General features: G+C 70.2%; 17 protein-coding genes and 2 tRNA genes. 14 read left to right on the top strand and 5 right to left on the bottom strand.

The window, feature by feature from the left end; all coding sequences use genetic code 11:
* Positions 1-47: 47 nt before the first annotated feature.
* Positions 48-2,633, bottom strand: a complete 2,586-nt coding sequence (gene pepN, locus HMPREF2863_RS04135) for an aminopeptidase N (RefSeq protein ID WP_070638192.1) — start codon at positions 2,631-2,633, stop codon at positions 48-50.
* A gap of 265 nt (positions 2,634-2,898) precedes the next feature.
* Here pepN and HMPREF2863_RS04130 point away from each other — a divergent pair, with 265 nt between their 5' ends.
* Both HMPREF2863_RS04130 and HMPREF2863_RS04125 read left to right on the top strand, forming a co-directional pair.
* Entirely contained in the window at positions 2,899-3,372 is a 474-nt protein-coding gene (locus tag HMPREF2863_RS04130) for a ribose-5-phosphate isomerase (RefSeq protein ID WP_067190188.1), read from the top strand.
* Positions 3,373-4,272 carry an Fpg/Nei family DNA glycosylase gene (locus HMPREF2863_RS04125; protein WP_067190190.1) on the top strand — a complete coding sequence of 300 codons (900 nt, stop codon included), beginning with the start codon at positions 3,373-3,375 and terminating at the stop codon, positions 4,270-4,272.
* 21 nt (positions 4,273-4,293) lie between these two features.
* On the opposite strand, the gene HMPREF2863_RS04120 is transcribed toward HMPREF2863_RS04125, so the two are convergent.
* Positions 4,294-5,049: a DUF1345 domain-containing protein gene (locus tag HMPREF2863_RS04120; protein ID WP_245232175.1), complete on the bottom strand. Its 756-nt coding sequence runs from the start codon at positions 5,047-5,049 to the stop codon at positions 4,294-4,296.
* Positions 5,050-5,188: 139 nt separating this feature from the next.
* Positions 5,189-5,262 (bottom strand) — tRNA-Gly (locus tag HMPREF2863_RS04115).
* Positions 5,263-5,313: 51 nt separating this feature from the next.
* On the opposite strand from HMPREF2863_RS04115, the gene HMPREF2863_RS04110 reads away from it, so the two are divergent.
* From HMPREF2863_RS04110 to HMPREF2863_RS04080, 7 genes are all read left to right on the top strand, one after another.
* A complete protein-coding gene (locus tag HMPREF2863_RS04110; RefSeq protein WP_246828819.1) occupies positions 5,314-5,697 on the top strand; it encodes an SDR family NAD(P)-dependent oxidoreductase in 384 nt (127 codons plus the stop codon).
* A 165-nt stretch (positions 5,698-5,862) separates the two neighbouring features.
* Positions 5,863-5,937 (top strand) — tRNA-Pro (locus HMPREF2863_RS04105).
* Positions 5,938-5,985: 48 nt separating this feature from the next.
* Positions 5,986-7,425 carry a trigger factor gene (gene tig / locus HMPREF2863_RS04100; RefSeq protein ID WP_070638185.1) on the top strand — a complete coding sequence of 480 codons (1,440 nt, stop codon included), beginning with the start codon at positions 5,986-5,988 and terminating at the stop codon, positions 7,423-7,425.
* A gap of 286 nt (positions 7,426-7,711) precedes the next feature.
* Positions 7,712-8,326, top strand: a complete 615-nt coding sequence (locus HMPREF2863_RS04095; protein WP_174520639.1) for an ATP-dependent Clp protease proteolytic subunit — start codon at positions 7,712-7,714, stop codon at positions 8,324-8,326.
* Between the two features lie 41 nt (positions 8,327-8,367).
* Positions 8,368-9,033, top strand: coding sequence for an ATP-dependent Clp protease proteolytic subunit (locus HMPREF2863_RS04090; RefSeq protein WP_070638182.1), 666 nt, complete (start codon positions 8,368-8,370; stop codon positions 9,031-9,033).
* 258 nt (positions 9,034-9,291) lie between these two features.
* A complete protein-coding gene (gene clpX, locus HMPREF2863_RS04085; protein ID WP_070638179.1) occupies positions 9,292-10,590 on the top strand; it encodes an ATP-dependent Clp protease ATP-binding subunit ClpX in 1,299 nt (432 codons plus the stop codon).
* A gap of 62 nt (positions 10,591-10,652) precedes the next feature.
* On the top strand, positions 10,653-11,267 hold the full coding sequence (locus HMPREF2863_RS04080; RefSeq protein WP_067190205.1) for a mycothiol-dependent nitroreductase Rv2466c family protein: 615 nt from the start codon (positions 10,653-10,655) through the stop codon (positions 11,265-11,267).
* A 102-nt stretch (positions 11,268-11,369) separates the two neighbouring features.
* On the opposite strand, the gene valS is transcribed toward HMPREF2863_RS04080, so the two are convergent.
* On the bottom strand, positions 11,370-14,057 hold the full coding sequence (gene valS, locus HMPREF2863_RS04075) for a valine--tRNA ligase (RefSeq protein WP_070638175.1): 2,688 nt from the start codon (positions 14,055-14,057) through the stop codon (positions 11,370-11,372).
* A gap of 230 nt (positions 14,058-14,287) precedes the next feature.
* Here valS and HMPREF2863_RS04070 point away from each other — a divergent pair, with 230 nt between their 5' ends.
* Entirely contained in the window at positions 14,288-14,992 is a 705-nt protein-coding gene (locus tag HMPREF2863_RS04070) for an SDR family oxidoreductase (RefSeq protein ID WP_246828821.1), read from the top strand.
* 285 nt (positions 14,993-15,277) lie between these two features.
* Here HMPREF2863_RS04070 and HMPREF2863_RS04065 read toward each other — a convergent pair whose 3' ends face one another.
* Positions 15,278-16,519 (bottom strand): hypothetical protein, encoded by a 1,242-nt coding sequence (locus HMPREF2863_RS04065; protein ID WP_070638172.1) that lies wholly within the window; start codon positions 16,517-16,519, stop codon positions 15,278-15,280.
* Between the two features lie 905 nt (positions 16,520-17,424).
* On the opposite strand from HMPREF2863_RS04065, the gene ileS reads away from it, so the two are divergent.
* The 4 genes from ileS to ndk all read left to right on the top strand — a co-directional run bounded on the left by ileS (position 17,425) and on the right by ndk (position 23,321).
* The gene (ileS, locus tag HMPREF2863_RS04060; protein ID WP_070638169.1) at positions 17,425-20,793 is read left to right on the top strand and encodes an isoleucine--tRNA ligase; all 3,369 of its coding nucleotides are present in this window, start codon (positions 17,425-17,427) and stop codon (positions 20,791-20,793) included.
* Positions 20,790-22,337, top strand: a complete 1,548-nt coding sequence (locus HMPREF2863_RS04055; RefSeq protein ID WP_371327617.1) for a bifunctional folylpolyglutamate synthase/dihydrofolate synthase — start codon at positions 20,790-20,792, stop codon at positions 22,335-22,337. The genes ileS and HMPREF2863_RS04055 overlap by 4 nt, the downstream gene beginning before the upstream one ends.
* 1 nt (position 22,338) lies before the next feature.
* A complete protein-coding gene (locus tag HMPREF2863_RS04050; protein ID WP_070638165.1) occupies positions 22,339-22,824 on the top strand; it encodes a DUF4233 domain-containing protein in 486 nt (161 codons plus the stop codon).
* Positions 22,825-22,898: 74 nt separating this feature from the next.
* The gene (gene ndk, locus HMPREF2863_RS04045) at positions 22,899-23,321 is read left to right on the top strand and encodes a nucleoside-diphosphate kinase (protein ID WP_227718786.1); all 423 of its coding nucleotides are present in this window, start codon (positions 22,899-22,901) and stop codon (positions 23,319-23,321) included.
* Positions 23,322-23,399: the final 78 nt, after the last annotated feature.

Raw genomic sequence — 23,399 nt, 5'->3', positions numbered from 1 at the left:
GTGGGAGTGTCGGAAGGGACCGGCCCCGGTGCTCGTGGGCATCCGCCTCAGGCCTGGCGCGCCTTCAGCGCACGGGCCATGTCGTCGCGGCACTCGGCCACCACACGGGCCAGGCCCGCGTTGGACCCCTTGACCGCATCCACCAGGGCGGTGGCGCGGTCACAGGTCTGCTGGGAGACCTGCGAGGACGGGAAGCCCAGGGTCGCGGCGGTCTCAGCCATCTCGTGCGAGCGGGAGTTCCACACGCCCTCGATGCCCTCGAAGTACTTCTCCGCGTACTCGGCGATCAGGGCCGGGTCGTTGACGCGCTGGAAGCCCAGCAGCACCTGGCGCTGGGTGGTGTTGGACAGCGAGCCGTCCACGACCTGCTTCCACGCCTCGGCCTTGGCCTCGGCGGTCGGCACGGCGGCGCGGGCCTGGGCGGCGGCCAACGCGCCGGTCGCCGTCGCGTCCTCGGCCTCGGCGGCGGCGATCTCCGCCTCGCCGGCACGGCCGCCGGCCACCAGCGAGGTGAGCAGCTCCCACTTCAGGTCGGTGGAGAGATCCAGGCCCGGCACCTCCACAGAGCCGTCGTGGATGCCGGCCACGGTGTCCAGCTGGGCATCGGTGCGGGCGTGCAGGGCCAGGGCCTTCACGAACTGCAGCTGGCTGTCCGAGCCGGCCTCGGCGGCCTGCACCAGCTCCCAGAGACCGTCCGCGGCGGCGGCGCGGGCCTCGGCGGCCTCGTCCTCCGGCACATACTGGCCCAGCGCGGTGGCCAGCTGACGCAGCAGGGTCTGCACCACGGAGGAGTCCTTCTCGTGGCCGATGTTCGCCAGCACCAGGTCGGCGAACCAGCGACCCGAGGCCTCGCCGTCGCGCGCGGTGTCCCAGGCGCAGGACCACAGCAGGGTACGCGGCAGGGACTCGGCCACGTCCTTCAGGCCGGTGGCGGCGACGGCCCAGGACTCGGCGTCCAGGCGGATCTTGGCGTAGGCCAGGTCGTCGTCGTTCGGCAGGATCACGGCCGGACGCCGGGAGCCGATCGCGTCCGCCACGCTGGTGCGCTCCCCGGCGACGTCCAGCTCATGGCGGGCCACACGGGTGAGCTTGCCCTCGGCGTCCACGTCGTAGAAGCCGACGGCCATGCGGTGCGGGCGCAGGACCTGGTCGCCCGGGGCCAGAGCAGAGCCGTCCGGGGCGGTCTGCACCAACTCCAGCGACGTGATGGTGCCGGAGCCGTCGGTCTCCACCTCGACGGCGATGGTGTTCACCCCGGAGGTCTCCAACCACTGCTCGGTCCACTCGGACAGGTCGCGGCCGGAGGCCTTCTCCAGCTCGACCATGAGGTCCGGCAGCTCGGTGTTGGTCCAGGCGTGCTTGGCGATGTACGCGCGGACGCCGGCCATGAAGTTCTCCTGGCCGACCCAGGCCACCAGCTGGCGCAGCACGGAGGCGCCCTTGGCGTAGGTGATGCCGTCGAAGTTCACCAGCACGTCGTCCAGGTCCCGGATCGGAGCCTTGATCGGGTGGGTGGAGGACAGCTGGTCCTGGCGGTAGGCCCAGGACTTCTCCATGGAGTTGAAGGTGGTCCAGGCGCCGGTGTACTTCGTGTTCTCGGCGGCGGCCAGGGTGGACATGAACTCGGCGAAGGACTCGTTCAGCCACAGGTCGTTCCACCACCTCATGGTCACCAGGTCGCCGAACCACATGTGGGCCAGCTCGTGGAGGACGGTGATGGCGCGGCGCTCGACCATGGCCTCGGGCACGGTGGAGCGGAACACGTAGTTCTCCAGGAAGGTCACGCAGCCGGCGTTCTCCATGGCACCGGCGTTGAACTCCGGCACGAACAGCTGGTCGTACTTCTCGAACGGGTAGGGGTGGCCGTACTGGGCCTCGAAGAACTCGAAGCCCTGGCGGGTCAGCTCGAAGATGTTGTCCGCGTCCAGGTGCTCGAACAGGGAGGCACGGCAGAACACGCCCAGCGGGATGGTGCGGCCGTCTGCGCTGGTCAGCTCGGAGTGGGTGGACTTGTACGGGCCGGCCACGAGCGCGGTGATGTAGGAGGAGATCCGCGGGGTGGGGGAGAAGGCCCAGGTGGCGGTCTCACGGCCGTCCGCGTCGGTGCCGGCGGCGGTCGGCTCCGGGGTCGGCTGGTTGGAGACCACGGCCCAGTCGGCGCGGGCGGTGACGGTGAAGGCAAAGGTCGCCTTGAGGTCGGGCTGCTCGAACACGGCGAACATGCGGCGGGAGTCCGGCACCTCGAACTGGGTGTACAGGTACACCTCGTCGTCCACCGGGTCGATGAAGCGGTGCAGCCCCTCGCCGGTGGTCATGTAGTCGGCCTCGCCGGCCACCACGAGCTCGTTCTCGGCGGCCAGGGGACCGACCTTCACACGGGCGCCGTCGTAGTCGGCGGAGTCCAGCTCCTGCCCGTTGAGGGTGACCGTCGGGGTCTGGGTGGAGACGAAGTCGATCCACGTGTGGGTGCCGACGGCGGCGTCGGCGGCGGTGAAGCGGACGGTGCTCACGGAGCCGAAGCGATCGCCCGGCAAGGTCAGGTCCAGTGCCACGTCATAGGACTGCACCTCCACGGCGGCGGCGCGCTCGGCGGCCTCTTCGCGGGTGATGTTCAGGCGTGCGGCAGTCGACACAGGTGTCCTCCAGTAGGGGTGGTGAATGGTGCGACGGGTGAGGCGCGGGGCGGGTGTGCCCGCGGTCACGATCCCTGCCATTGTGCCACCTGTGCGCCGCGGCGGCCGAGACGCCCGGAGGCGTCCGTGCGCGCACCGCCGCCCGCCGGAGCCGACTACCCTGGAGGGTGGGCCACGACGCCCGGTGCGGCCTCCCAGGCGGGGACGAGCGCCCGTCGTCGTCTTCCGGCCCGCCCGCCGCCCCGCCCTCCAGGAGGACCCGACCATGCGCGTCCACATCGCCACCGACCACGCCGGGATGGAGCTGTCCGCCCACCTGGTGAAGCACCTGACCGCCGCCGGCTACGAGATGGTGGACCACGGTCCTGCCGAGTACGACGCCCTGGACGACTACCCGGGGTTCTGCATCAACGCCGCGAAGGCCGTCGCCGCCGAGCGCGCCGAGGGCCAGGATTCCCTGGGCATCGTGCTGGGAGGCTCCGGCAACGGCGAGCAGATCGCCGCCAACAAGGTCGAGGGCATCCGTGCCGCCCTCGCCTGGAACTTGGACACCGCCCGGCTCGCCCGGCAGCACAACGACGCCAACGTCGTCGCCGTCGGCGGCCGGCAGCACTCCCTCGAGGAGGCCACCGCGCTGATCGAGGCGTTCCTCGCCGAGCCGTTCTCCGAGGACGAGCGTCACGTGCGCCGCATCGGCAAGATCGCCCACTACGAGACCACCGGAGAGGTGCTGATGTGAGTGCCTGAGGGGCACTCGCTGCACCGACTCGCCCGCCAGGTCCAGGACGTCTTCGGCGGTCAGGCCCTGCGTGCCAGTTCCCCGCAGGGCCGCTTCGCTGACGGCGCCGCCCTGCTGGACGGTCAGGTCCTCGAGCGCGCCTGGGCGCACGGCAAGCACTTCTTCGCCGACTTCTCCGGCGGGCTGACGCTCAACGTGCACCTCGGCCTGTACGGTGCCTTCTCCTTCGGCGGAGACGAGAGTTTCGCGGCCGCCTCGTCGATCGGGGCGCCGCGGAGGATCGGGGAACGGGAGCTGCCCTCCGCCGTTGACGACGACGGCCCCTCACCGTCCGCCGCCGTCCCGCCACCGCCTGCGGCCACCGTGCGGCTGCGGCTGGTCTCCGCCCACGGGTGGGCGGACCTGATCGGGGCGTCGACGTGCCGCGTGCTCACGCCTGCGGAGGTCCTTCAGGTCACCGCGAAGCTGGGTCCGGACCCGCTCAACGACGACGACCCGGCACCGTTCCTGCTGCGGGCGGGGAAGACGCGCCGGCCGATCGGGGTGGTGCTGATGGACCAGGCGATGGTCGGCGGCATCGGCAACATCTACCGGGCCGAGTCCCTGTTCCGGGCCGGAGTCGACCCGTGGCGGCCGGCGAAGGACCTGGGGGAGGAGGGTCTGCGCGCCCTGTACGAGGACAACCGCCGGCTGCTGCGGGCCGGCGTGCGGCTCGGGCGGATCGTCACCACCCGCCAGGAGCACAGGCCGGGCGTGACTGCCGAGCAGGCCTGGCCGGAGCACGCGAACTACGTGTATCAGCGGCAGGGGCAGCCATGCCTTGTCTGCGGCGAGGACGAGATCGTCGCCGAGGACATGGCGAGCCGACGGCTCTACCGGTGCATGGTCTGCCAGACCTGAGCGTCCGGCGGCAGGACCCGTTCAAGTGACGGTGAGCAGCAGCGAGGCCAGCGCTGCGATGATCATCGAGTTGAAGAGGAACCCGACGATCGCATGCTCCCGGACGGCCGTACGGGCGGCGCGCCCGGAGAACACGACGTCCTGGGCACCCATCATGGTGGACAGCGTCAGGGACAGGGACACATAGTCCGAGAACACCGGGGCGTCGGAGCCGCGAAAGCGGATCGGAGGCGCGCAGGACTCGCCCGCGGCCCGTGGCCGCTCCGGATCGTGCTGGGCGGCCAGGCGGGCATAGCGCAGCGCCTGGGCCAGGACGATGCTCGTCCAGGACGCCAGGACCGTGACCACCGCCAGGACGCGCATGGTCGGCACGGACCGTGCCTCGGGCATCCACATCGAGACGACCACCACGAGCATCGCCATCATCGAGAACGTGGCGGTGTTGCCCAGCGTGCTGGACTCGCCCAGCACCAGGGCGCGCCAGCCGAGAGGGTTGAGGGACTCCTTCGGTCCGCGGGAGTGCGTGCGCAGCAGCGTGTGCAGGTCCTCCGAGTCCCGGCGGCCGAGCCACCAGTGCAGCACCAGCACGTTCAGCGCGCAGTAGATCGACCACATCAGACACAGCGTCATCAGCCCGGTCATCCAGGTGTGGGGGCGGGCGTCGCCGAGGCCCAGCGCAGCGCCGAGGGGCGGGAGGATCACCAGGGTGCTCAGACCCGCCGCGACGACACCTGCCAGCAGGGACAGGAGGACCATACGCTGCGTGTCGTCCTCCACGACCCGACGATGCCAGGGCCGGTGGATGGATCTGCCCGATGCGTTCCGACGAGTCTGCTCGGTGCTCCCCATGGGACCCATCCTGCACAGGGGCGGCCTCGTCGGCAACGGAGCCGCAGCGCAGTCGGCTCGTGATTTCTGGAGGGGATGACGGGAATCGAACCCGCGTAACCAGTTTGGAAGACTGGGGCTCTACCATTGAGCTACATCCCCACGGCGCCGCCCTCTCAAGCGGAACGGCGTCCACACTAGCACGTGACGCCGGTGCCCCGAGGCACCGCGGCCCAGGTGATCGTCTGGGACGTGGCCGCCGAGTCCGCGGAGGCCGTCGCCGCTGAGGTGCGTGTGCGCGGAGCCGAGGCGCTCGCCGTCGCCGTGGACGTCACCTCCACCGACGCCGTGGCCCAGGCGAGCCGGCAGAGCCCGGAGGTGGACGTCGTCGTGAACAACGCAGGCGTGGTCACCGGTGCCCCGCTGACGGAGGCGACCGAGGCAGGCATCCGCCGCACCTTCGAGGTCAACGCGCTCGCTCCGTACTGGGTCACCCGCGCGTTCCTGCCGGGCATGGTGGAGCGCAACGCCGGTGTGGTCGTCACCGTCGCCGCAGACCGGGCGGCCGACAAGCAGACGCCCCGCACCGGCCGCTGACGGCTCCCGAACGCCCTGCGGCCGCTGCCTGGCCTCCAACGCGGACATTTTCCCTGTGACGGCGCGGCGCGGTAGTCTGGCTCAGTCTGCCGACCGGCAGGCTGCGTCAAGGACGTCATGCCTCTGGCGGGACGGACCGGGTCCACCCGCGTCCCGCAGGCGATCCGGGGTGTAGCTCAGCTTGGCTAGAGCGCGCGCTTTGGGAGCGTGAGGCCGCAGGTTCAAATCCTGTCACCCCGACTCTTCCCTGACATTCCGTACAGACACCGACCCCTACAGGAGCCATCCGTGGTCAAGACCACCGCAGAGAACCTCAGCCCCACCCGCGTGAAGCTGGCCGTCGAGGTCCCCTTCGAGGAGGTGAAGCCGGCTCTGGACAAGGCGTACAAGGACATCGCCGATCAGGTCCAGATCCCGGGCTTCCGCAAGGGCAAGGTGCCGGCGCGTCTGATCGACCAGCGCTTCGGCCGCGAGGTCGTCGTGGACACCGCCGTGAACGAGGGCCTGAACACCTGGTTCCAGCAGGCCGCCGCGGAGGCCGAGGTCACCCCGATCTCCCGTCCCGAGGTCGACGTCACCGGCACCCCGAGCGCCCAGGGCGAGGACCCGGTGACCTTCACCGCCGAGTTCGACGTCCGCCCGGAGATCGAGCTGCCGGACTACAAGGGCCTGAAGGTCACGGTCGAGCCGTCCTCTGCCACCGAGGAGGACGAGAAGGAGGCGCTGGACCAGCTCCGCGCCCGCTTCGGCACCCTGAAGGACGTGGACCGTCCGGCCGCCAAGGACGACTTCGTCACCATGGACCTGACCGCCACCGTCGACGGTGAGCAGGTCGACGCCGCCGAGGGCCTGTCCTACCAGGTCGGCGCCGGCACCATGCTCGAGGGCATCGACGAGGCCCTCGACGGCTTGTCCGCGGAGGAGGACGCCACCTTCGAGACCACCCTCAACGGCGGCGAGCACGACGGCGAGAAGGCCACCGTGAAGCTGGTCCTCAAGGCCGTCAAGGAGCGCGAGCTGCCCGAGGTCGACGACGAGTTCGCCCAGCTGGCCTCCGAGTTCGACACCGTGGCCGAGCTCAAGGAGGACCTGAAGAAGCAGGCCGCCGAGGCCGCGCAGAACCGTCAGGGCGTCGAGGCCCGTGACAAGGTCCTCGAGGAGCTCGTCAAGCTCGTCGAGGTGCCGGTCCCGGACGCCGTGATCGCCGAGCAGCTGGAACAGCACTTCAACTCCCAGGGGCACACCGCCGGTGACGACCACGACACCGAGGAGCACCGCGCCGAGCTCGAGCAGAACACCCGTGAGGCGTTCAAGAACGAGGTCATCCTCGACGCCGTGGCGGACGCCGAGGAGGTCTCGGTCGACCAGGGCGAGCTGATCGAGTACATCATCGCCACCGCCTCCGAGTACGGCATGGACCCGAATCAGTTCGCCATGATGCTGGACCAGGCCGGTCAGGTTCCGATGATCATGGGCGAGGTCCGCCGTCGCAAGGCGCTGGCCAAGGTGCTCGAGTACGCGAAGGTGGAGGACACGGACGGCAAGGCCGTGGACCTCACCGCCTTCGTGACCCCGGGCGGCCAGGAGGCCGTGGACGCCGCCGACGCCGAGAAGGCCGAGGAGGAGAAGCCGGCCAAGAAGGACGAGGGCGAGAAGAAGGCCCCTGCCAAGAAGCCGGCCGCCAAGAAGGCCCCTGCCAAGAAGAAGGCCGACGAGAAGGACGCCTGATCCGCGTGGTCCCCTCGGCGTGAGGGGACGAGGCCGAGACGCACGGCGCCGCACCGCCCGTACGGGAGGTGCGGCGCCGTCGTCGTGCGGTGTCCGCCCCGGCGACCGCGGGCGCGTCGCCGCGGCGGCCCGGGCGCCCACCATGCGCCAACAGCGAAATGGTCCGCCGTGCCCCCACGGGCGCGGCACGGATGAGTAGGCTCGAGCCAGATACCGGGCCTGCGTCCGCCCCTGAGGGAGCGGTCGGCAGAGCCCCACCCGGCAGGCCAACAGGAAGGCACCCGTGATGACGGACATCACCCCCCGGATGCAGTCGGTGGACCCGGCGCAGCGCGAGGACTACATCTACAACCGTCTGCTCAAGGAGCGCATCATCTGGCTCGGCTCGGATGTGCGCGACGACAACGCGAACGCCATCTGCTCGCAGATGCTCCTGCTCTCCGCGGAGGACCCGGAGAAGGACATCTACCTCTACATCAACTCCCCGGGCGGCTCCGTGACCGCCGGCATGGCCATCTACGACACGATGCAGTTCATCCCGAACGACGTCGTCACCGTGGCCACCGGCCTCGCCGCCTCCATGGGCCAGTTCCTGCTCTCCTCGGGCACCAAGGGCAAGCGCTACGCGACCCCGCACGCCCGCGTGCTGATGCACCAGCCCTCCGGCGGCATCGGCGGCACCGAATCGGACATCCGCATCCAGGCGCAGCTGATCCTGCACATGAAGAAGGTCATGTCCGAGCTCACCGCGGAGCAGACCGGCCAGTCGGTCGAGACGATCCTCGAGGACAACGCGCGTGACAAGTGGTTCACCGCGCAGGAGGCCCTCGACTACGGCTTCATCGACCACATCGCCGAGCGCTCCACCGCCGTCTCCGGCGGCGGAGGCATGCAGGCCTGAGGCCACGCCCGCGGACCCACGACCTTCCAGGAGACACAGTCATGAACCACTTCACCGCCGGGCTCCCGACCGCGAAGCCCTCCCAGCCCACTCCGGATGCCCGCTACATCCTCCCGCAGTTCGAGGAGCGCACCCCGTACGGCTTCAAGCGCCAGGACCCCTACGCCAAGCTGTTCGAGGACCGCATCGTCTTCCTCGGCTCGCAGGTGGACGACGCCTCGGCCGACGACGTGATGGCGCAGCTGCTCGTGCTCGAGGCCATGGACTCCGAGCGCGACATCACCCTGTACATCAACTCCCCGGGCGGTTCCTTCACCGCGATGACCGCCATCTTCGACACGATGCAGTTCATCCGCCCCGAGGTGCAGACCGTGTGCCTGGGCCAGGCCGCCTCCGCCGCCGCCGTGCTGCTGGCCGCCGGTGCGCCGGGCAAGCGCCTCGCGCTGCCGAACGCCCGCGTGATGATCCACCAGCCGGCCATGCAGGGCGACCGCGGCACCGCGACCGACCTCGAGATCCACGCGCAGGAGATCAACCGCATGCGCGTCTGGATGGAGGAGACCCTCGCCTCGCTGACTGACAAGTCGGCCGAGGAGGTCTCCCGGGACATCGACCGTGACAAGTTCCTCTCCGCGCAGGCCGCGCTCGAGTACGGCCTGGTGGACGAGGTGCTGTCCTCCCGCAAGATCACCCGCCCGTCCGCCTGACCGGCGTCCGGGCGGGACCGGCCGGTCCCGCCCGGCGCAGGACACCACGACGACGGCCCCGGGCCGTGCGCTGCCGGTGCACGGTCCGGGGCCGTTGCGATTCGCTGTCGTGTCCGGACCGGGTCGTATCCTGGTTCGTACGCGTGGAGCCCTGCGGCTCCGTTGCCGGACCGGTGAGGTCCGCGCCGCACACGTCCGGCCCCGACCCGTTGGGCCCGGACCCGCACACTGCAGTCAGACCCGGAGGAGTCCCGTTCCATGGCACGCATCGGAGAGAGCGCCGATCTGCTCAAGTGCTCGTTCTGCGGCAAGAGCCAGAAGCAGGTCCGCAAGCTCATCGCGGGGCCCGGTGTGTACATCTGCGAGGAGTGCATCGAGCTCTGCAACGAGATCATCGAAGAGGAGCTCGGGGAGGTCAGCGAGTCGGACGAGATGGTCCTGCCGACTCCGCAGGAGATCTTCGACCACCTCGGCCGCTTCGTGATCGGCCAGGAGAACGCCAAGCGCTCCCTCGCCGTGGCCGTGTACAACCACTACAAGCGCGTCCGGAGCCCGCAGTCCAGGGGCGCGGAGTCCGCGGACCGCTTCTCGGAGCGGACGGACCTCGCGGACGTGGAGGTCGGCAAGTCCAACATCCTCATCGTGGGCCCCACCGGCTCAGGCAAGACCTACCTGGCCCAGACCCTGGCCCGCCAGCTGAACGTCCCGTTCGCCGTGGCGGACGCGACCAGCCTCACCGAGGCCGGCTACGTGGGCGAGGACGTGGAGAACATCCTCCTCAAGCTCATCCAGGCCGCGGACTTCGACGTGAAGAAGGCCGAGCAGGGCATCATCTACATCGACGAGATCGACAAGATCTCCCGCAAGTCCGAGAACCCGTCGATCACCCGTGACGTCTCCGGCGAGGGCGTGCAGCAGGCACTGCTGAAGATCCTCGAGGGGACCGTGGCCTCCGTGCCGCCTCAGGGTGGGCGGAAGCACCCGCGCCAGGAGTTCCTGCAGATCGACACCACCAACGTGCTGTTCATCGTGGCCGGCGCCTTCGCGGGACTCGAGGAGATCATCGGCTCCCGTGCCGGACGCAAGGGCATCGGCTTCGGTGCGCCGCTCAGCCATCTCGGGGACGGCGAGACCTCCTACGCGGACGTCCGCCCCGAGGACCTGCTCAAGTTCGGCCTCATCCCGGAGTTCATCGGCCGCCTGCCTGTGATCACCGCGGTGGAGGACCTCACCCACGACCAGCTCGTGAAGGTGCTCACCGAGCCGAAGAACGCGCTGGTGAAGCAGTACCAGAAGATGTTCCTCATGGACGGTGTGGACCTCGAGTTCGATGACGACGCGCTGGACGCCGTGGTGGAGCTGGCCGTGGCGCGAGGCACCGGCGCCCGCGGCCTGCGCTCGATCATGGAGGACGTGCTCAAGCCCGTCATGTTCGACCTGCCCTCCCGGACGGACATCGGTGCCGTGGTGATCACCGGGGACGTCGTCTGCGACGGCGCCGAGCCCACGCTGATCCCGGCGGACGTCGAGCGTTCCCGCCGGGACGAGTCCGCCTGACCAGACCGAAAGACGCCCGCCCCGGGGCCGGTCCGCCGGCCCCACGAAGGAAGGACCCCAGCATGACCGAGAACACTCCCACCGTCGGCTTCTACTTCGACCCGACCTGCCCGTTCGCCTGGATCACCTCCCGGTGGATCCTGGAGGTGGAGAAGGTCCGTGACGTGAAGGTCGAGTTCAAGCAGATGTCCCTGTACATGCTGAACGAGGGCCGCGACCTGGACCCGGACTACCGCAAGCACACCGACGCCGGCCTCGTCCCGGGCCGCGCCACCATGCACGTGCGCGAGACCTACGGCCCCGAGGCCCTGGCCGACTGGTACACCGCCCTGGGCACCCGCATCCACAACGAGGGGGACAAGGACTACCCGGCCGTGCTGCGCGCCGCCGCCGATCAGCTCGGCCACGACGCGGACGCGATCCTCGCCGCCACCGAGTCCGACGCCCTGGACGCGAAGCTCCGCGAGGCCCAGAAGGAGGCCGAGGACCTCGTGGGCAACGACGTCGGCACCCCGGTGGTGGCCTTCGACGGCGTCGCCTTCTTCGGCCCGGTCCTCACCCGCATCCCGCGCGGCGAGACCGCCGGCGAGATCTTCGACGCCTCGCTGGCCCTGGCCCGCTACCCGTACTTCTACGAGATCAAGCGCGCCCGGGACACGACGCCGCAGTTCGACTGATCCTGGCGCCAGGAAGACGGCCCCGTCACCTCGAGGAGGTGACGGGGCCGTCGTCGTGGTTCCACAACCTGAGGGAAGGGCACCGGAAGCGGGGCAGGAGGATCAGGCGTCCTCGGCCGGGGCCAGCTCCACGTCCGAGACGGTCAGCGGCGCGGACTCGCCGGCGGCGCCCTCAGTGAGGGTGAGGTCGGCGATGTTGCCGGCCGCCTTCAGGTCCGCCAGGCCACGGCGCAGCTTCTCGAGCCACTCGGCCGGGCCGGTCACCACGGCCGAGCGCACCTGAGTGCGCTGCTTGACCTTGGCCTCGGACTTGGACTTGCGCACGCCACCGAGGACCTGCGCCACGGTGGGCAGGACCTCGGCGTCGCCGGCGGAGGCGGCGGAGGACAGGGCGGCGGCCTCGTCCGCGGCACCCGGCCACGCGGCGGTGTGCACGGAGCCGGCACGCCACCAGCTCCACACCTCCTCGGTGGCGAACGGCTGGAACGGTGCCAGCAGGCGCAGCAGGGCGTCCAGGGTGGTGGCCAGCGTGGTCACGACGGACGCCTGCTCGGCCTCGCCCTGGCCGCCGTAGGCGCGGTCCTTCACCAGCTCCACGTAGTCGTCCGTGAAGGCCCAGAAGAACTGTTCGGTGACAGCGAGGGCACGGGCGTAGTCGTAGGCCTCGAACGCCCGGGTCGCCTGCTCCACGGTGGCCGCCAGGCGGGCCAGCAGGGAGGCGTCCAGCGGGTTGGTGACGGCCGCGGCGTCCTCGGCCGAGCGGATCACCGAGGACTCGGTGGCGCCCAGGTTGAGGACGAACTTGGAGGCGTTGAGCAGCTTGATGGCCAGGCGGCGGCCGATCTTCATCTGCGCCACCTCGTAGGCGGTGTCCGCGCCGAGGCGCGCAGAGGCGGCCCAGTAGCGCACGGCGTCCGAGCCGAACTGGTCCAGGATGTCGGTCGGGACCACCACGTTGCCCTTGGACTTGGACATCTTCTTGCGGTCCGGGTCCAGGATCCAGCCGGAGAGTGCGGTGTCCGTCCACGGCACGGAGCCGTTGAGGGCGTGGGCGCGCACCACGGTGGAGAACAGCCAGGTGCGGATGATGTCGTGCCCCTGCGGACGCAGATCGAACGGGAAGACGTTGGTGAAGAACGCCTCGTCCCGAGACCAGCGGCCCACGATCTGCGGGGTCAGCGACGAGGTGGCCCAGGTGTCCAGGACGTCCGGGTCGCCGGTGAAGCCGCCGGGGACGTCGCGCTGGTCCTCGGAGTAGCCCGGGGCGGCCTCGGCGGCCGGATCCACGGGGAGCTGGTCGTCGGCCGGGAGGATCGGGTTCTCGTAGTCTGGCTCGCCCTCGGCGTCCAGCGGGTACCAGACCGGGATCGGCACGCCGAAGAAGCGCTGGCGGGAGACGAGCCAGTCGCCGTTGAGGCCGTCGACCCAGTTCTCGTAGCGGTGCCGCATGTGCTCCGGGTGCCAGGCCAGCTCGCGGCCGCGTTCGATGAGCTCGGCGCGGCGGTCGGCGTCGCGGCCGCCGTTGCGGATGTACCACTGGCGGGAGGTCACGACCTCGAGCGGCTTGTCGCCCTTCTCGTAGAAGTTCACGGCGTGCATGATCTTCTTCGGCTCCCCGTCCAGCAGGCCGGCCGCGGTGAGCGCGTCCACCACACCCTGCTTGGCGGAGAACACGGTCTTGCCGGCCACGGTGTCCGCGTAGGCCTGCCGGCCGGCGTCCGTGGTGATCCACTCGGGGGTGTCGGCGGCGAAGCGGCCGTCGCGGCCGATCAGGGTGCGGGTCGGCAGCTGCAGCTCGCGCCACCAGGTGACGTCGTTGAGGTCGCCGAAGGTGCAGACCATGGCGATGCCGGAGCCCTTGTCCTGCTTGGCCAGCGGGTGCGGGAAGACCTCCACCTGAACGCCGTACAGCGGGGAGGTGACGGTCGTGCCGAACAGGTGCTGGTAGCGCTCGTCGTCCGGGTGGGCGACCAGGGCGGAGCAGGAGGCCAGCAGTTCGGGGCGAGTGGTCTCGATGAAGACCTGCTCACCGTCGGCTGCCGTGAAGGCGTAGCGGTGGTAGGCACCGGGGACCTCACGGTCCTCGAGCTCGGCCTGGGCCACGGCGGTGCGGAAGGTGACGTCCCACATGGTGGGGGCCTCGGCCAGGTAGGCGTCACCCGAGGCGATGCCGGCCAGGAAGGCGCGCTGGGAGACGGCGCGGGAGACGTCGTCGATGGTCCGGTAGGTCATGTCCCAGTCGACGGACAGGCCGAGGCGGGTGAAGAGGTCCTCGAAGACCTTCTCGTCCTCCACGGCGAGCTCCTCGCAGAGCTCGATGAAGTTCTTCCGGGAGACCACGTCCCAGTCCCGCTGGTTCTTCGCCGGCTTCTCCGGCGGGCGGTAGCCCTGAACGTACGGCTTGGCGGGATCGCAGCGGACGCCGTAGTAGTTCTGCACGCGGCGCTCAGTGGGCAGGCCGTTGTCGTCCCAGCCCATCGGGTAGAAGACGTTCTTGCCGTTCATGCGCTGGTAGCGGGCGAGCACGTCGGTCTGCGTGTAGGAGAACACATGGCCCACGTGCAGGGAGCCGGAGGCGGTCGGCGGCGGAGTGTCGATGGAGTAGACCTGTTCGCGCGTGGTCTCCGGGTCGAACGCGTAGGTGCGCTCCTCGGCCCAGCGGGCGGTCAGCTTCTCCTCGAGGCCCTCCAGGGCGGGGCGGTCCGGGACCGAGACGGTGCGTGCCTCGGTGGTCGCGGCGGTGGTGGACTCGGTGACGGGCGTGTCTGTGCCCGGGGTCTTGTCAGCCATGCGGTCCATCCTGTCATGTGAGCGCCCGTCCCGACGGCGACGCCTCGCCCTGGCAGGCAGGCTCACCCGCGTAGGCTGTGGCCATGACCACCGTCCGCGAGTCCCAGGAGTCCGCCGTGCAGCAGTCCTCGGTGCAGAAGTCGCCCGTGCAGCAGTCCTCGTCCTCCTCCGCCCGCGGCGCCGTCGTCTCCGGCGCCACCACCGGCATCGGCCGGGCCACCGCCCTCGAGATGGCCCGCCGCGGCTGGCGCGTCTACGCCGTGGGCCGCCGCGCCGAGCGGCTTGAACAGCTGCAGGCGCAGGGCGTGGAGGAGGACGTGCCGGGCCTGCTGATCCCGTGCGCGCTGGACGTGACCGATGCGGACGCGGTGGCCCGTCTGGCGGAGCGCGTGACCGAGGACGGTGGCGCGGACACCCTGTTGAACATCGCCGGCGGCGCCCGTGGCACGGACGCGGTGGGCGACGGCGACCTGGAGCAGTGGGAGTGGATGTACCGCGTCAACGTGCTGGGCACCCTGACCATGTGCAAGGCGTTCCTGCCGATGCTGCGCGCCCACGGCGAGGGCACCGTGCTCAACCTGACCTCCACCGCTGCTGTGACCGCCTATGAGGGCGGCGGAGGCTACAACGCCGCGAAGATGGGCCAGCACGGTCTGACGGGGGCGCTGCGCCTGGAGGAGGCCGAGCACAACGTGCGCGTGATCGAGGTGCTGCCCGGCATGGTGCACACCGAGGAGTTCTCCCTCATGCGCCTCGGCGGCGACCAGGCCGCCGCGGACAAGGTCTACGCCGGCGTCGAGAAGCCGCTCACCGCCGAGGACGTCGCCGAGGTGTGCGTCCACGCTGTCGAGCTGCCGCACCACGTGAACCTGGACCAGATCGTTCTGCGTCCCGTGGCCCAGGCCGCCCAGCACAAGGTGATCCGCAAGGGGTGAGGTGCAAAGGGTGAGCCCCGGGATTGCGCGGCGGGTGCTGTGCGCGGGGGCTGTGCGCGGGGGCTGGGCGCGGGGGCTGCTCGGCGGGTGCTGACCAGGTACACGTGCCTTCGTTCCGATCCAGAGCGTGCGTCGCGTGCTCCGAATCGGAACGAAGACATCGGTGCCGGCAACCCCGCCGTCCCTGAAGACTTCGATCCGATCGGGAGCATGCGAGAGGTGCTTCGCATCGGATCGAAGTCATGAAGCACGGGGAACGACGTCGTGAGACACCGGGCCTAGCGATCACCGTCGCGCCGTCCGGGGCACCCCCGCTCCGTCGAGCAGTCGGCGTAGCCGAGCAGGATCCTGCACATCACGCCAGGTCCAGTGCAGGACCTGGGAGCACACACGCTGCAGGCGGATCTCCCGATCCTGCTGCCGGCGCAGATAACGCCGCCGTTCCTCGGCATTCGCGTGCGCGTCCACGTCGTACTTGCCGATGCCGTCGAACTCTCCCACGATGCCCCGCTCCCGCCAGAGACTGTCCACGCGTGCGATGAACCCGTCGGCATCGGACACGGCGACCTGCAGCTCAGGCACCTCGAAGCCGAGTTCGATCATCCGGCCGCGGCTGACGGACTCTCCAGCAGACTCGGCCAGGGGCGAGGCGTGTTTCCAGTCCTGCTTGAGGCGTCGCCCGGCGGCCCGTGTCGGCGCCAGCTCGACGGCGGACGTCACGACGGCGTCGGCCGTGATCGTTGCAGGCACCGAACCGTGGGGGACACGTCTGTCTTCAGGGGGCGGCGGAGCCTGCCCGACAAGCAGTCCTGACTCGTCCACGCCTCGAAAGGCGAGGGCGTCCAGAACGGGCAGCGACTCGCTGGCCGTCGTCTCCTTCAGCCCGACAGCGAGGGCCGGTGCAAGGGACTCCGCCGTGACCTCCCCGATGACCGTGCCATCCGAGAGTGTGACGGGCAGACGGACGGTCGGTCGATCCTGTTCGTCCTCGCTCCGGGCCCGGTATCGATGGCGGACCGGCGTCCACAGTGAAGGATTCGTGCCAGGAAGTGCCGGGGGATCGCCTTCTGCGTCACTGCATGCGGCGTGCAAGCCGGCCATGAGCCTCAGACTGCGCTCCGGGGCTGCGAACGGTTCGATGCGGGGTGCCGGCTTCGCTCGTCCCTGCCCGCGGGCCACCAACTCGACGTGAGGCAGGTGTCTGCCCAGCGGCAGGCCATGGAGCATCAGTGCCGTGGTACCGGTGAGTACAGCGGGGGCAGCGCGACGTGTGCGCACGACGGCCATGATGCAGAACTTCTCCCGGTCCCATCGACGGGAGTTCTGCCAGAGATCCAGCGGTACGTACGCGCCGTGGGCCAGGCGTACCAGCTCCCCGCGCAGGAAGCCATTGCGGAGTCGGTCCTTCCACCCGCACGCAGAGGAGCTTCCGGCGGTCAGAATCGGCGAGCCCGTCTCTGCCGTCGCTTCCGCCCAGGTCTCGCGCCATACCCGTAGTCTCGAGTCCTCGGTGATCAGCAGTGTCATGGTCGGCCTCCTCAGCTGCGGTTCTGCATCGCCGGCATCGTCGGGCCAGTCTTGCCAGAACCAGGAGGCCGCAGCCCCAGAGGCAGGCCGATCTGTGGAGAACTCACGGTGACATGCGGCGTTCAGGGGACGTCGTCGTACCTGTGGAGGAGAGGACCAGGACGGGGTAGCCTCCTGACGCCCGGCGGGGACACGAAACAGCGCGTGCGAGAGCGGCTCTGGATCGGATCGAAGGGTTCAGGTCCGGTGTCCGCTGCCCACCCACTCCAGCGGCGTCGATCGGAATCGGAGCGCGCGAGAGCGGCTTCGGATCGGAACGAGGCCACAGGGTGCGGGCGTGCCGCGAATCAGGCGTGCTCGTTCCGAAGAAGAGCGTGCGAGGAGTGCTCTGAATCGGAATGAAGGCACTGGGCACCGGAGCGAGGAGTGCTCTGCATCGGAATGAAGGCACAGGGCACCAGAGCGAGGAGGGCACCAGAGCGAGGAGGACACCGCGTGCATCCTCTACACTGGTGCGCACAGGCGTCGACCCGGCCATCACCGGCGAGCCTCCGGAAGAACAGGACCGGCACCGCCTCGCTCCCTGCATCCGCGCGGACTCACCCGCACGGATGCAGCCGCGCGAAGCCGAGCCCACGCTCAGCGCAGGTCCCCAGTAGAACCGGACGGGTAAGCCCGTCACAGCAGTCACGAGCGGTCGCCCGCGCCCGGCACTCACCGCCGGAGCGGACGGCAAGCAGGGTGGTACCGCGCCCGCCGCGCGGAGCATGAGCCCCGGGACGTCCCGGCGCGTGCACCGCGGCGAGCGTCCTTGCAGCAGCGGCACCGTCGGCTCCACCCGGGCCGGCAGCCGGCTCCCGCCGGGAGCAGACCCCCACGCAGCCAAGGACCGCAAAGGACGCCTCGTGTACCCTCTCGCCTCCACCGACCCCGCTTCCGGCGCCGCCGCCTCCCCGCGCTTCCCGGAGATCGAGGAGCGCATCCTCAAGTACTGGGATGAGGACGGCACCTTCCAGGCCTCGATCGACGCCCGCGCCGCCCAGAACGAGGACGGCACCCCGAACGAGTTCGTCTTCTACGACGGCCCGCCCTTCGCCAACGGCCTGCCGCACTACGGCCACCTGCTCACCGGCTATGTGAAGGACCTCGTGGCCCGCTACCAGACCCAGCAGGGCCGCCGCGTCGAGCGCCGCTTCGGCTGGGACACCCACGGGCTGCCCGCCGAGCTCGAGGCCATGAAGCAGCTGGGCATGACGGACAAGGCCCAGATCGAGCAGATGGGCATCGACAAGTTCAACGACGCCTGCCGCGAGTCCGTGCTCAAGTACACCCGCGAGTGGCAGGACTACGTCACCCGCCAGGCCCGCTGGGTGGACTTCGACAATGACTACAAGACCCTCACCCCGGACTACATGGAGTCCGTGCTCTGGGCGTTCAAGTCCCTCCACTCCAAGGGCCTGACCTACCAGGGCTTCCGCGTCCTCCCGTACTGCTGGAAGGACGAGACTCCGCTCTCGAACCACGAGCTGCGCATGGACGACGACGTCTACAAGATGCGCCAGGACCCCTCGGTCACCGTGTCCTTCCCGCTGACCGGCGAGGTCGTCGACGGCGGCTCCGCCTCGGCCGAGACCGCCGCCGCGCTCGCCGGCGTGCACGTGGTCGCCTGGACCACCACCCCGTGGACCCTGCCGACCAACGCGGCGCTCGCCGTAGGCCCGGAGGTCTCCTACGCGGTGGTGCCGGCCGGACCGAAGGGCTCGGCGATCGACGCCGAGCGCTTCCTGCTCGCCGAGGACCTCGTGGGGGCCCACGCCAAGGAGCTCGGCTACGAGGACGCCGGTGCGGCCCTCGACGCCGTCGCCGAGACCCACACCGGCGCCACCCTGGGCGGCCTGCGCTATGAGCCGCTGTTCACCTACTTCGCGGACACCGAGGAGTACGGCACCGAGAAGGCCTGGCAGCTGCTGGTGGACGACTACGTCTCCACCGAGGACGGCACCGGCGTGGTCCACCAGGCCCCGGCCTACGGTGAGGACGACCAGCGCGTCTGCGAGGCCGCCGGCATCCCGGTGGTCCTCTCCGTGGACGAGGGCGCCAGGTTTCTGCCGCTGTTCGGCAAGGAGGAGAACGGCGGGGGAGTCCTGAAGGAGATCGCCGGCGTCCAGGTGTTCGAGGCCAACATGACCATCGTCCGGGCCCTGCGCGCGGCCGACCGTGTCTTCCGCGAGGCCTCCTACGAGCACTCCTACCCGCACTGCTGGCGCTGCCGCACTCCGCTGATCTACCGCGCCATCACCTCCTGGTACGTCCGTGTGACGGAGTTCAAGGACCGGATGCTTGCCCACAACGAGGACATCAACTGGATCCCGGGCAATGTGAAGCACGGCCAGTTCGGCACGTGGCTGGAGAACGCCCGTGACTGGTCGATCTCCCGCAACCGCTACTGGGGCTCCCCGATCCCGGTGTGGGTCTCGGACCACCCGGACTACCCGCACACCGAGGTCTACGGCTCCCTGGCCGAGCTGGAGGAGGCCTTTGGCCGTCTGCCGGTGAACGCCGACGGCGAGGTGGACCTGCACCGCCCGTGGATCGACGACCTCACCCGCCCGCACCCGGATCCCCAGGCCGCGGCCGCCGGTGCCACCATGCGCCGCGTGGAGGACGTGCTGGACGTGTGGTTCGACTCCGGCTCCATGCCGTACTCGCAGGTGCACTACCCCTTCGAGAACAAGGAGTGGTTCGACTCCCACCACCCGGCGGACTTCATCGTCGAGTACATCGGCCAGACCCGGGGCTGGTTCTACACGCTGCACATCCTGGCGACCGCGCTCTTCGACCGCCCGGCGTTCTCCAACGTGATCTCGCACGGCATCGTGCTGGGTTCGGACGGCCAGAAGATGTCCAAGTCCCTGCGCAACTACCCGGACGTCAACGAGGTCCTGGACCGCGACGGCTCGGACGCCATGCGCTGGTTCCTGATGGCCTCGCCGATCCTGCGCGGCGGCAACCTGATCGTCACCGAGGAGGGCATCCGCGAGGGTGTGCGCCAGGTGCAGCTGCCGCTGTGGAACGCATGGCACTTCTTCAGCCTGTACGCGAACACGGCCACCGCCGGGGGCACCCGCCCGGAGGGCTACCGTGCCCGGCTGAAGCACTCCGCCTCGGACCCGCTGGACCAGTACATCCTGGCCACCACCGGCACCATGCTGCGCGAGGTGAAGACCGCTCTGGACGCCTACGAGGTCTCGGACGCCTGCGACGCCCTGCGCACCTACATGGACACCCTGACCAACTGGTACATCCGCCGCTCCCGGCAGCGCTTCTTCGCCGAGGACACGGAGGCGATGGACGTGCTGTACACGGTGCTGGAGGCCTTCACCCGCGCCGCCGCCCCGCTGCTGCCGATGGTGACGGAGGAGATCTGGCGCGGCCTGACCGGCGGCCGCTCGGTGCACCTGACCGACTACCCGGACGCGGACCTGTTCCCCCACGGTGACGAGGCCGACGCCCTGATCGCCCGCATGGACGCCGTGCGTGCCATCGCCTCGGCAGGCTCGGCGCTGCGCAAGGGCGCGAACCGCCGCGTGCGCCTGCCGCTGGCGAACCTGTCCGTGGTGGTCCCGGACGCCGCCGGTCTGGAGGGCACGTTCGCGCGCATCATCGCGGACGAGCTGAACCTCAAGGACGTGACGCTCTCCGAGCTCACCGCCGAGGCCGTGGCCGAGTACGGCATCGGCACCGAGCTGAAGCTGAACTTCCGCGAGCTGGGCAAGGCGTTCGGCCGGCAGGTCCCGCTGATCAAGAAGGCCGTGGACGCCGGCTCCTACGAGGAGACCGCCTCCGGCCTCCAGGTGAACCTCGACGACGGCCCCGTCACCCTGGCGCCGGAGCTCTACGAGCTGCGCACCGTCACCTCCGGCGCCCCGGAGGGCACCGCGGTCGGCGTGCTGTCCGGCACCTCCGGCTTCCTCGTGCTCACCACAGAGGTGTCCGAGGCGCTCGCCGCCGAGGGCACCGCCCGCGACGTCGTCCGCGCCGTCCAGTCGGCGCGCAAGAACGCCGGCCTGGACGTTGCGGACCGGGTGCGCACCGTCATCTCGGCACCGTCGGCCGTGGCCGCCGCCCTGCAGGTGCACCGCGAGCTGATCTGCCGCGAGACCCTCACCACGGACCTCGTGGTGGAGGACTCCGGTGCCGCGGACCCGCGCAGCAACGCCGCGGACGATGCCACCAGGACCGTGGCCGTCACCGTGGAGAAGGCGGACGCATGATGGACCCCGCACAGGGCCACGTGGACGCCCCGCGCGATGTCGAGGGGGTCTATCGCGACCTGCTCGCGCGTGCCCCGGAGAACAGGATGCAGCCGCGCATGGAGCCGATGCGCCGGGTGCTGGCGCTGCTGGGCGACCCCCAGCACGCCGCCCCGGTCATCCACCTGACCGGCACCAACGGCAAGACCTCCACGGCACGGATGATCGAGGCGGTGCTGCGCTCCTACGGGTTGCGCACCGGCCGGTACACGTCGCCGCACCTGGAGCGGGTCACCGAGCGCATCAGCATCGACGGCGAGCCGGTGCAGGACGAGGTCTTCGTCCGCATCTGGGCGGAGATCCTGCCGATGGTGGAGCTCGTGGACGCCGAGCTCGAGGCCGCGGGTCAGCCGCCCCTGACCTACTTCGAAGCCGTCACCACGCTCGCCTTCGCGGTGTTTGCGGACGAGCCGGTGGAGGTCGTCGTCCTGGAGGTCGGCCTCGGAGGCATCACGGACGCCACCAACGTGGCGGATGCGAAGGTCGCCGTGGTCACCCCCATCAGCCTGGACCACACGGACCTGCTCGGGGAGACGGAGGCGGAGATCGCCGAGGAGAAGGCCGGGATCATCAAGCCCGGCGGGTTCCTCGTCTCGTCCGCCCAGGATCGGGACGCGGCCCAGGTGCTGCTCGAGGCAGCGCAGGCCGCGGGCGTGCCCTACCGTTTCGAGGGCGTCGAGTTCGGTGTGACCTCCCGTGCCCTAGCCGTCGGGGGTCAGCAGGTGTCGGTGCGCGGCATCGCCGGCGAGTACGAGGACCTCACCCTCCCGCTCTACGGCGAACACCAGGCGGAGAACCTGGCGGTCGCCGTGGCCGCGCTCGAGGCCTTCCTCGGCGGCGGCGAGAAGCCGCTCGAGGCGGAGCTGCTCCGTGAGGGCATCGCCCAGGTGACCAGTCCGGGTCGCCTCGAGGTGCTGAGGGCGGCGCCGACGATCATCGTGGACGCCGCCCACAACCCGGACGGCGTGCGCGTCTCGGCCCGCGCCGTGAAGGAGTCCTTCGGGCTGACCCGTCTGTCCCTGGTGGTCGGCGTGCTGGAGGACAAGGACGCCCGTTCCATGCTCGAGACGCTGTACCGGGAGTTCGGCGACCTCGTGGAGGATGTGGCCGTCACCCAGTCCTCGTCGCCGCGCGCCGTCCCGGCCGTCGACCTGGCCCAGACGGCGCTGGACGCCGGCTGGCCGGAGGAGGACCTGTTCGTCACCGAGTCCGTGCCGGACGCCCTCGAATGGGCCGTCGGCCGCGCGGAGGCCGTGGACACCTCCGCGGACGCGCTGGCCCACGGCACCGGCGGCGGCGTGCTGGCGATCGGCTCGATCACCCTCGCCGCGGACGTCCGCCACCTGCTCGGCGCCCCCGCGGCGCCCGGCCCGGTGACCGTGGCGGCCCGCGGCATCGACCCCGCCGACCTGCTCGGCGCGGTCGGCCTGGACGACGAGGACGAGGACGCCGTGGACCCCGAGGTCCTCGACGTCCTGGACGACGACACGGACGGAGGCCGCTGACATGGCGCACACCCCCGACTCCTCCGACGCCGGCTTCGGCTCCGAGGACTGGCGCCCTGCCCGCGAGACGAGGTCCCAGCAGGCCTGGCGCCCCGGCATGAAGAAGAAGCGCCGGTCCATCCAGGCGCTGTTCGCCTCCTCCGTGCTGTGCCTGGAGGCGATCGTCCTGTTCTTCCTGGGCATGACGATCTTCGGGCTGAACCAGGCCGAGGACCACGCCGTGTGGTTCATCGTCGGCTACTCGCTGCTGGCCGTCGTCGCGGTCCTCACCTGCGCGATCATCCGGAAGCCTGCCGGAATCGCCGTCGGCTGGCTCCTGCAGCTCGTGCTGGTCCTCTCGGGCTTCTGGGAGTACTCGATGTTCGTCATCGGCCCGCTGTTCGCCCTGGCGTGGTGGTATGCGGTGGTGAAGGGCCGACGGATGGACGTGGAGAACCGGGAGCGCGACCGCCTGCAGGCCGAATGGGAGGACGAGCACGGCGCCTGAGCCGTCGGCCCTGCCGCTGTGGACCACTACGCTGGTCCGAGGAACCGATGTCCCCCTCGTCGAAGGAGACCCCTGTGACCCACAACCACGAAGAGACCCTGGTCCTGGTGAAGCCGGACGGCGTCGAGCGCGGCCTGACCGGCCAGATCCTCGCCCGCATCGAGGCGAAGGGCTACGTGATCACCGAGCTGCGGATGCTCACCCCCACCCGCGAGATGCTGGTGAAGCACTACGAGGAGCACGAGGGCAAGCCGTTCTTCGAGCCGCTCGTGGAGTTCATGGGCTCCGGCCCGGTGGTGGCCGCCCGTGTGACCGGCAACCGCGTCATCGAGGGCTTCCGCTCCCTCGCCGGCGCCACCGAGCCGACCACCGCCGCCCCGGGCACCATCCGCGGCGACCTCGGCCGCGACTGGGGCGAGCAGGTCCAGAAGAACCTCGTGCACGGTTCCGACTCGACCCTCTCGGCCGAGCGCGAGCTGGGCATCTGGTTCGGCTGATCCGCCGCCGACGACCGGGCCGAGGAGGGGACTGCCGTCCCCCGCTTCACGACGACGGGCCGTCGCCTTCCGTACGGA

The organism is Micrococcus sp. HMSC067E09 (assembly GCF_001812555.1).
Taxonomy (GTDB): domain Bacteria; phylum Actinomycetota; class Actinomycetes; order Actinomycetales; family Micrococcaceae; genus Micrococcus; species Micrococcus lylae.
This window is presented reverse-complemented; position numbering and strand designations above follow the sequence as displayed.

Coding starts and splice junctions, on each gene's coding strand:
- HMPREF2863_RS04130 (WP_067190188.1), top strand. CDS start 2,899: ATGCGCGTCCACATCGCCACCGACCACGCCGGGATGGAGCTGTCCGCC.
- HMPREF2863_RS04095 (WP_174520639.1), top strand. CDS start 7,712: ATGACGGACATCACCCCCCGGATGCAGTCGGTGGACCCGGCGCAGCGC.
- HMPREF2863_RS04090 (WP_070638182.1), top strand. CDS start 8,368: ATGAACCACTTCACCGCCGGGCTCCCGACCGCGAAGCCCTCCCAGCCC.
- clpX (WP_070638179.1), top strand. CDS start 9,292: ATGGCACGCATCGGAGAGAGCGCCGATCTGCTCAAGTGCTCGTTCTGC.
- HMPREF2863_RS04080 (WP_067190205.1), top strand. CDS start 10,653: ATGACCGAGAACACTCCCACCGTCGGCTTCTACTTCGACCCGACCTGC.
- valS (WP_070638175.1), bottom strand. CDS start 14,057: ATGGCTGACAAGACCCCGGGCACAGACACGCCCGTCACCGAGTCCACC.
- HMPREF2863_RS04070 (WP_246828821.1), top strand. CDS start 14,288: ATGGCCCGCCGCGGCTGGCGCGTCTACGCCGTGGGCCGCCGCGCCGAG.
- HMPREF2863_RS04065 (WP_070638172.1), bottom strand. CDS start 16,519: ATGACACTGCTGATCACCGAGGACTCGAGACTACGGGTATGGCGCGAG.
- HMPREF2863_RS04055 (WP_371327617.1), top strand. CDS start 20,790: ATGATGGACCCCGCACAGGGCCACGTGGACGCCCCGCGCGATGTCGAG.
- HMPREF2863_RS04050 (WP_070638165.1), top strand. CDS start 22,339: ATGGCGCACACCCCCGACTCCTCCGACGCCGGCTTCGGCTCCGAGGAC.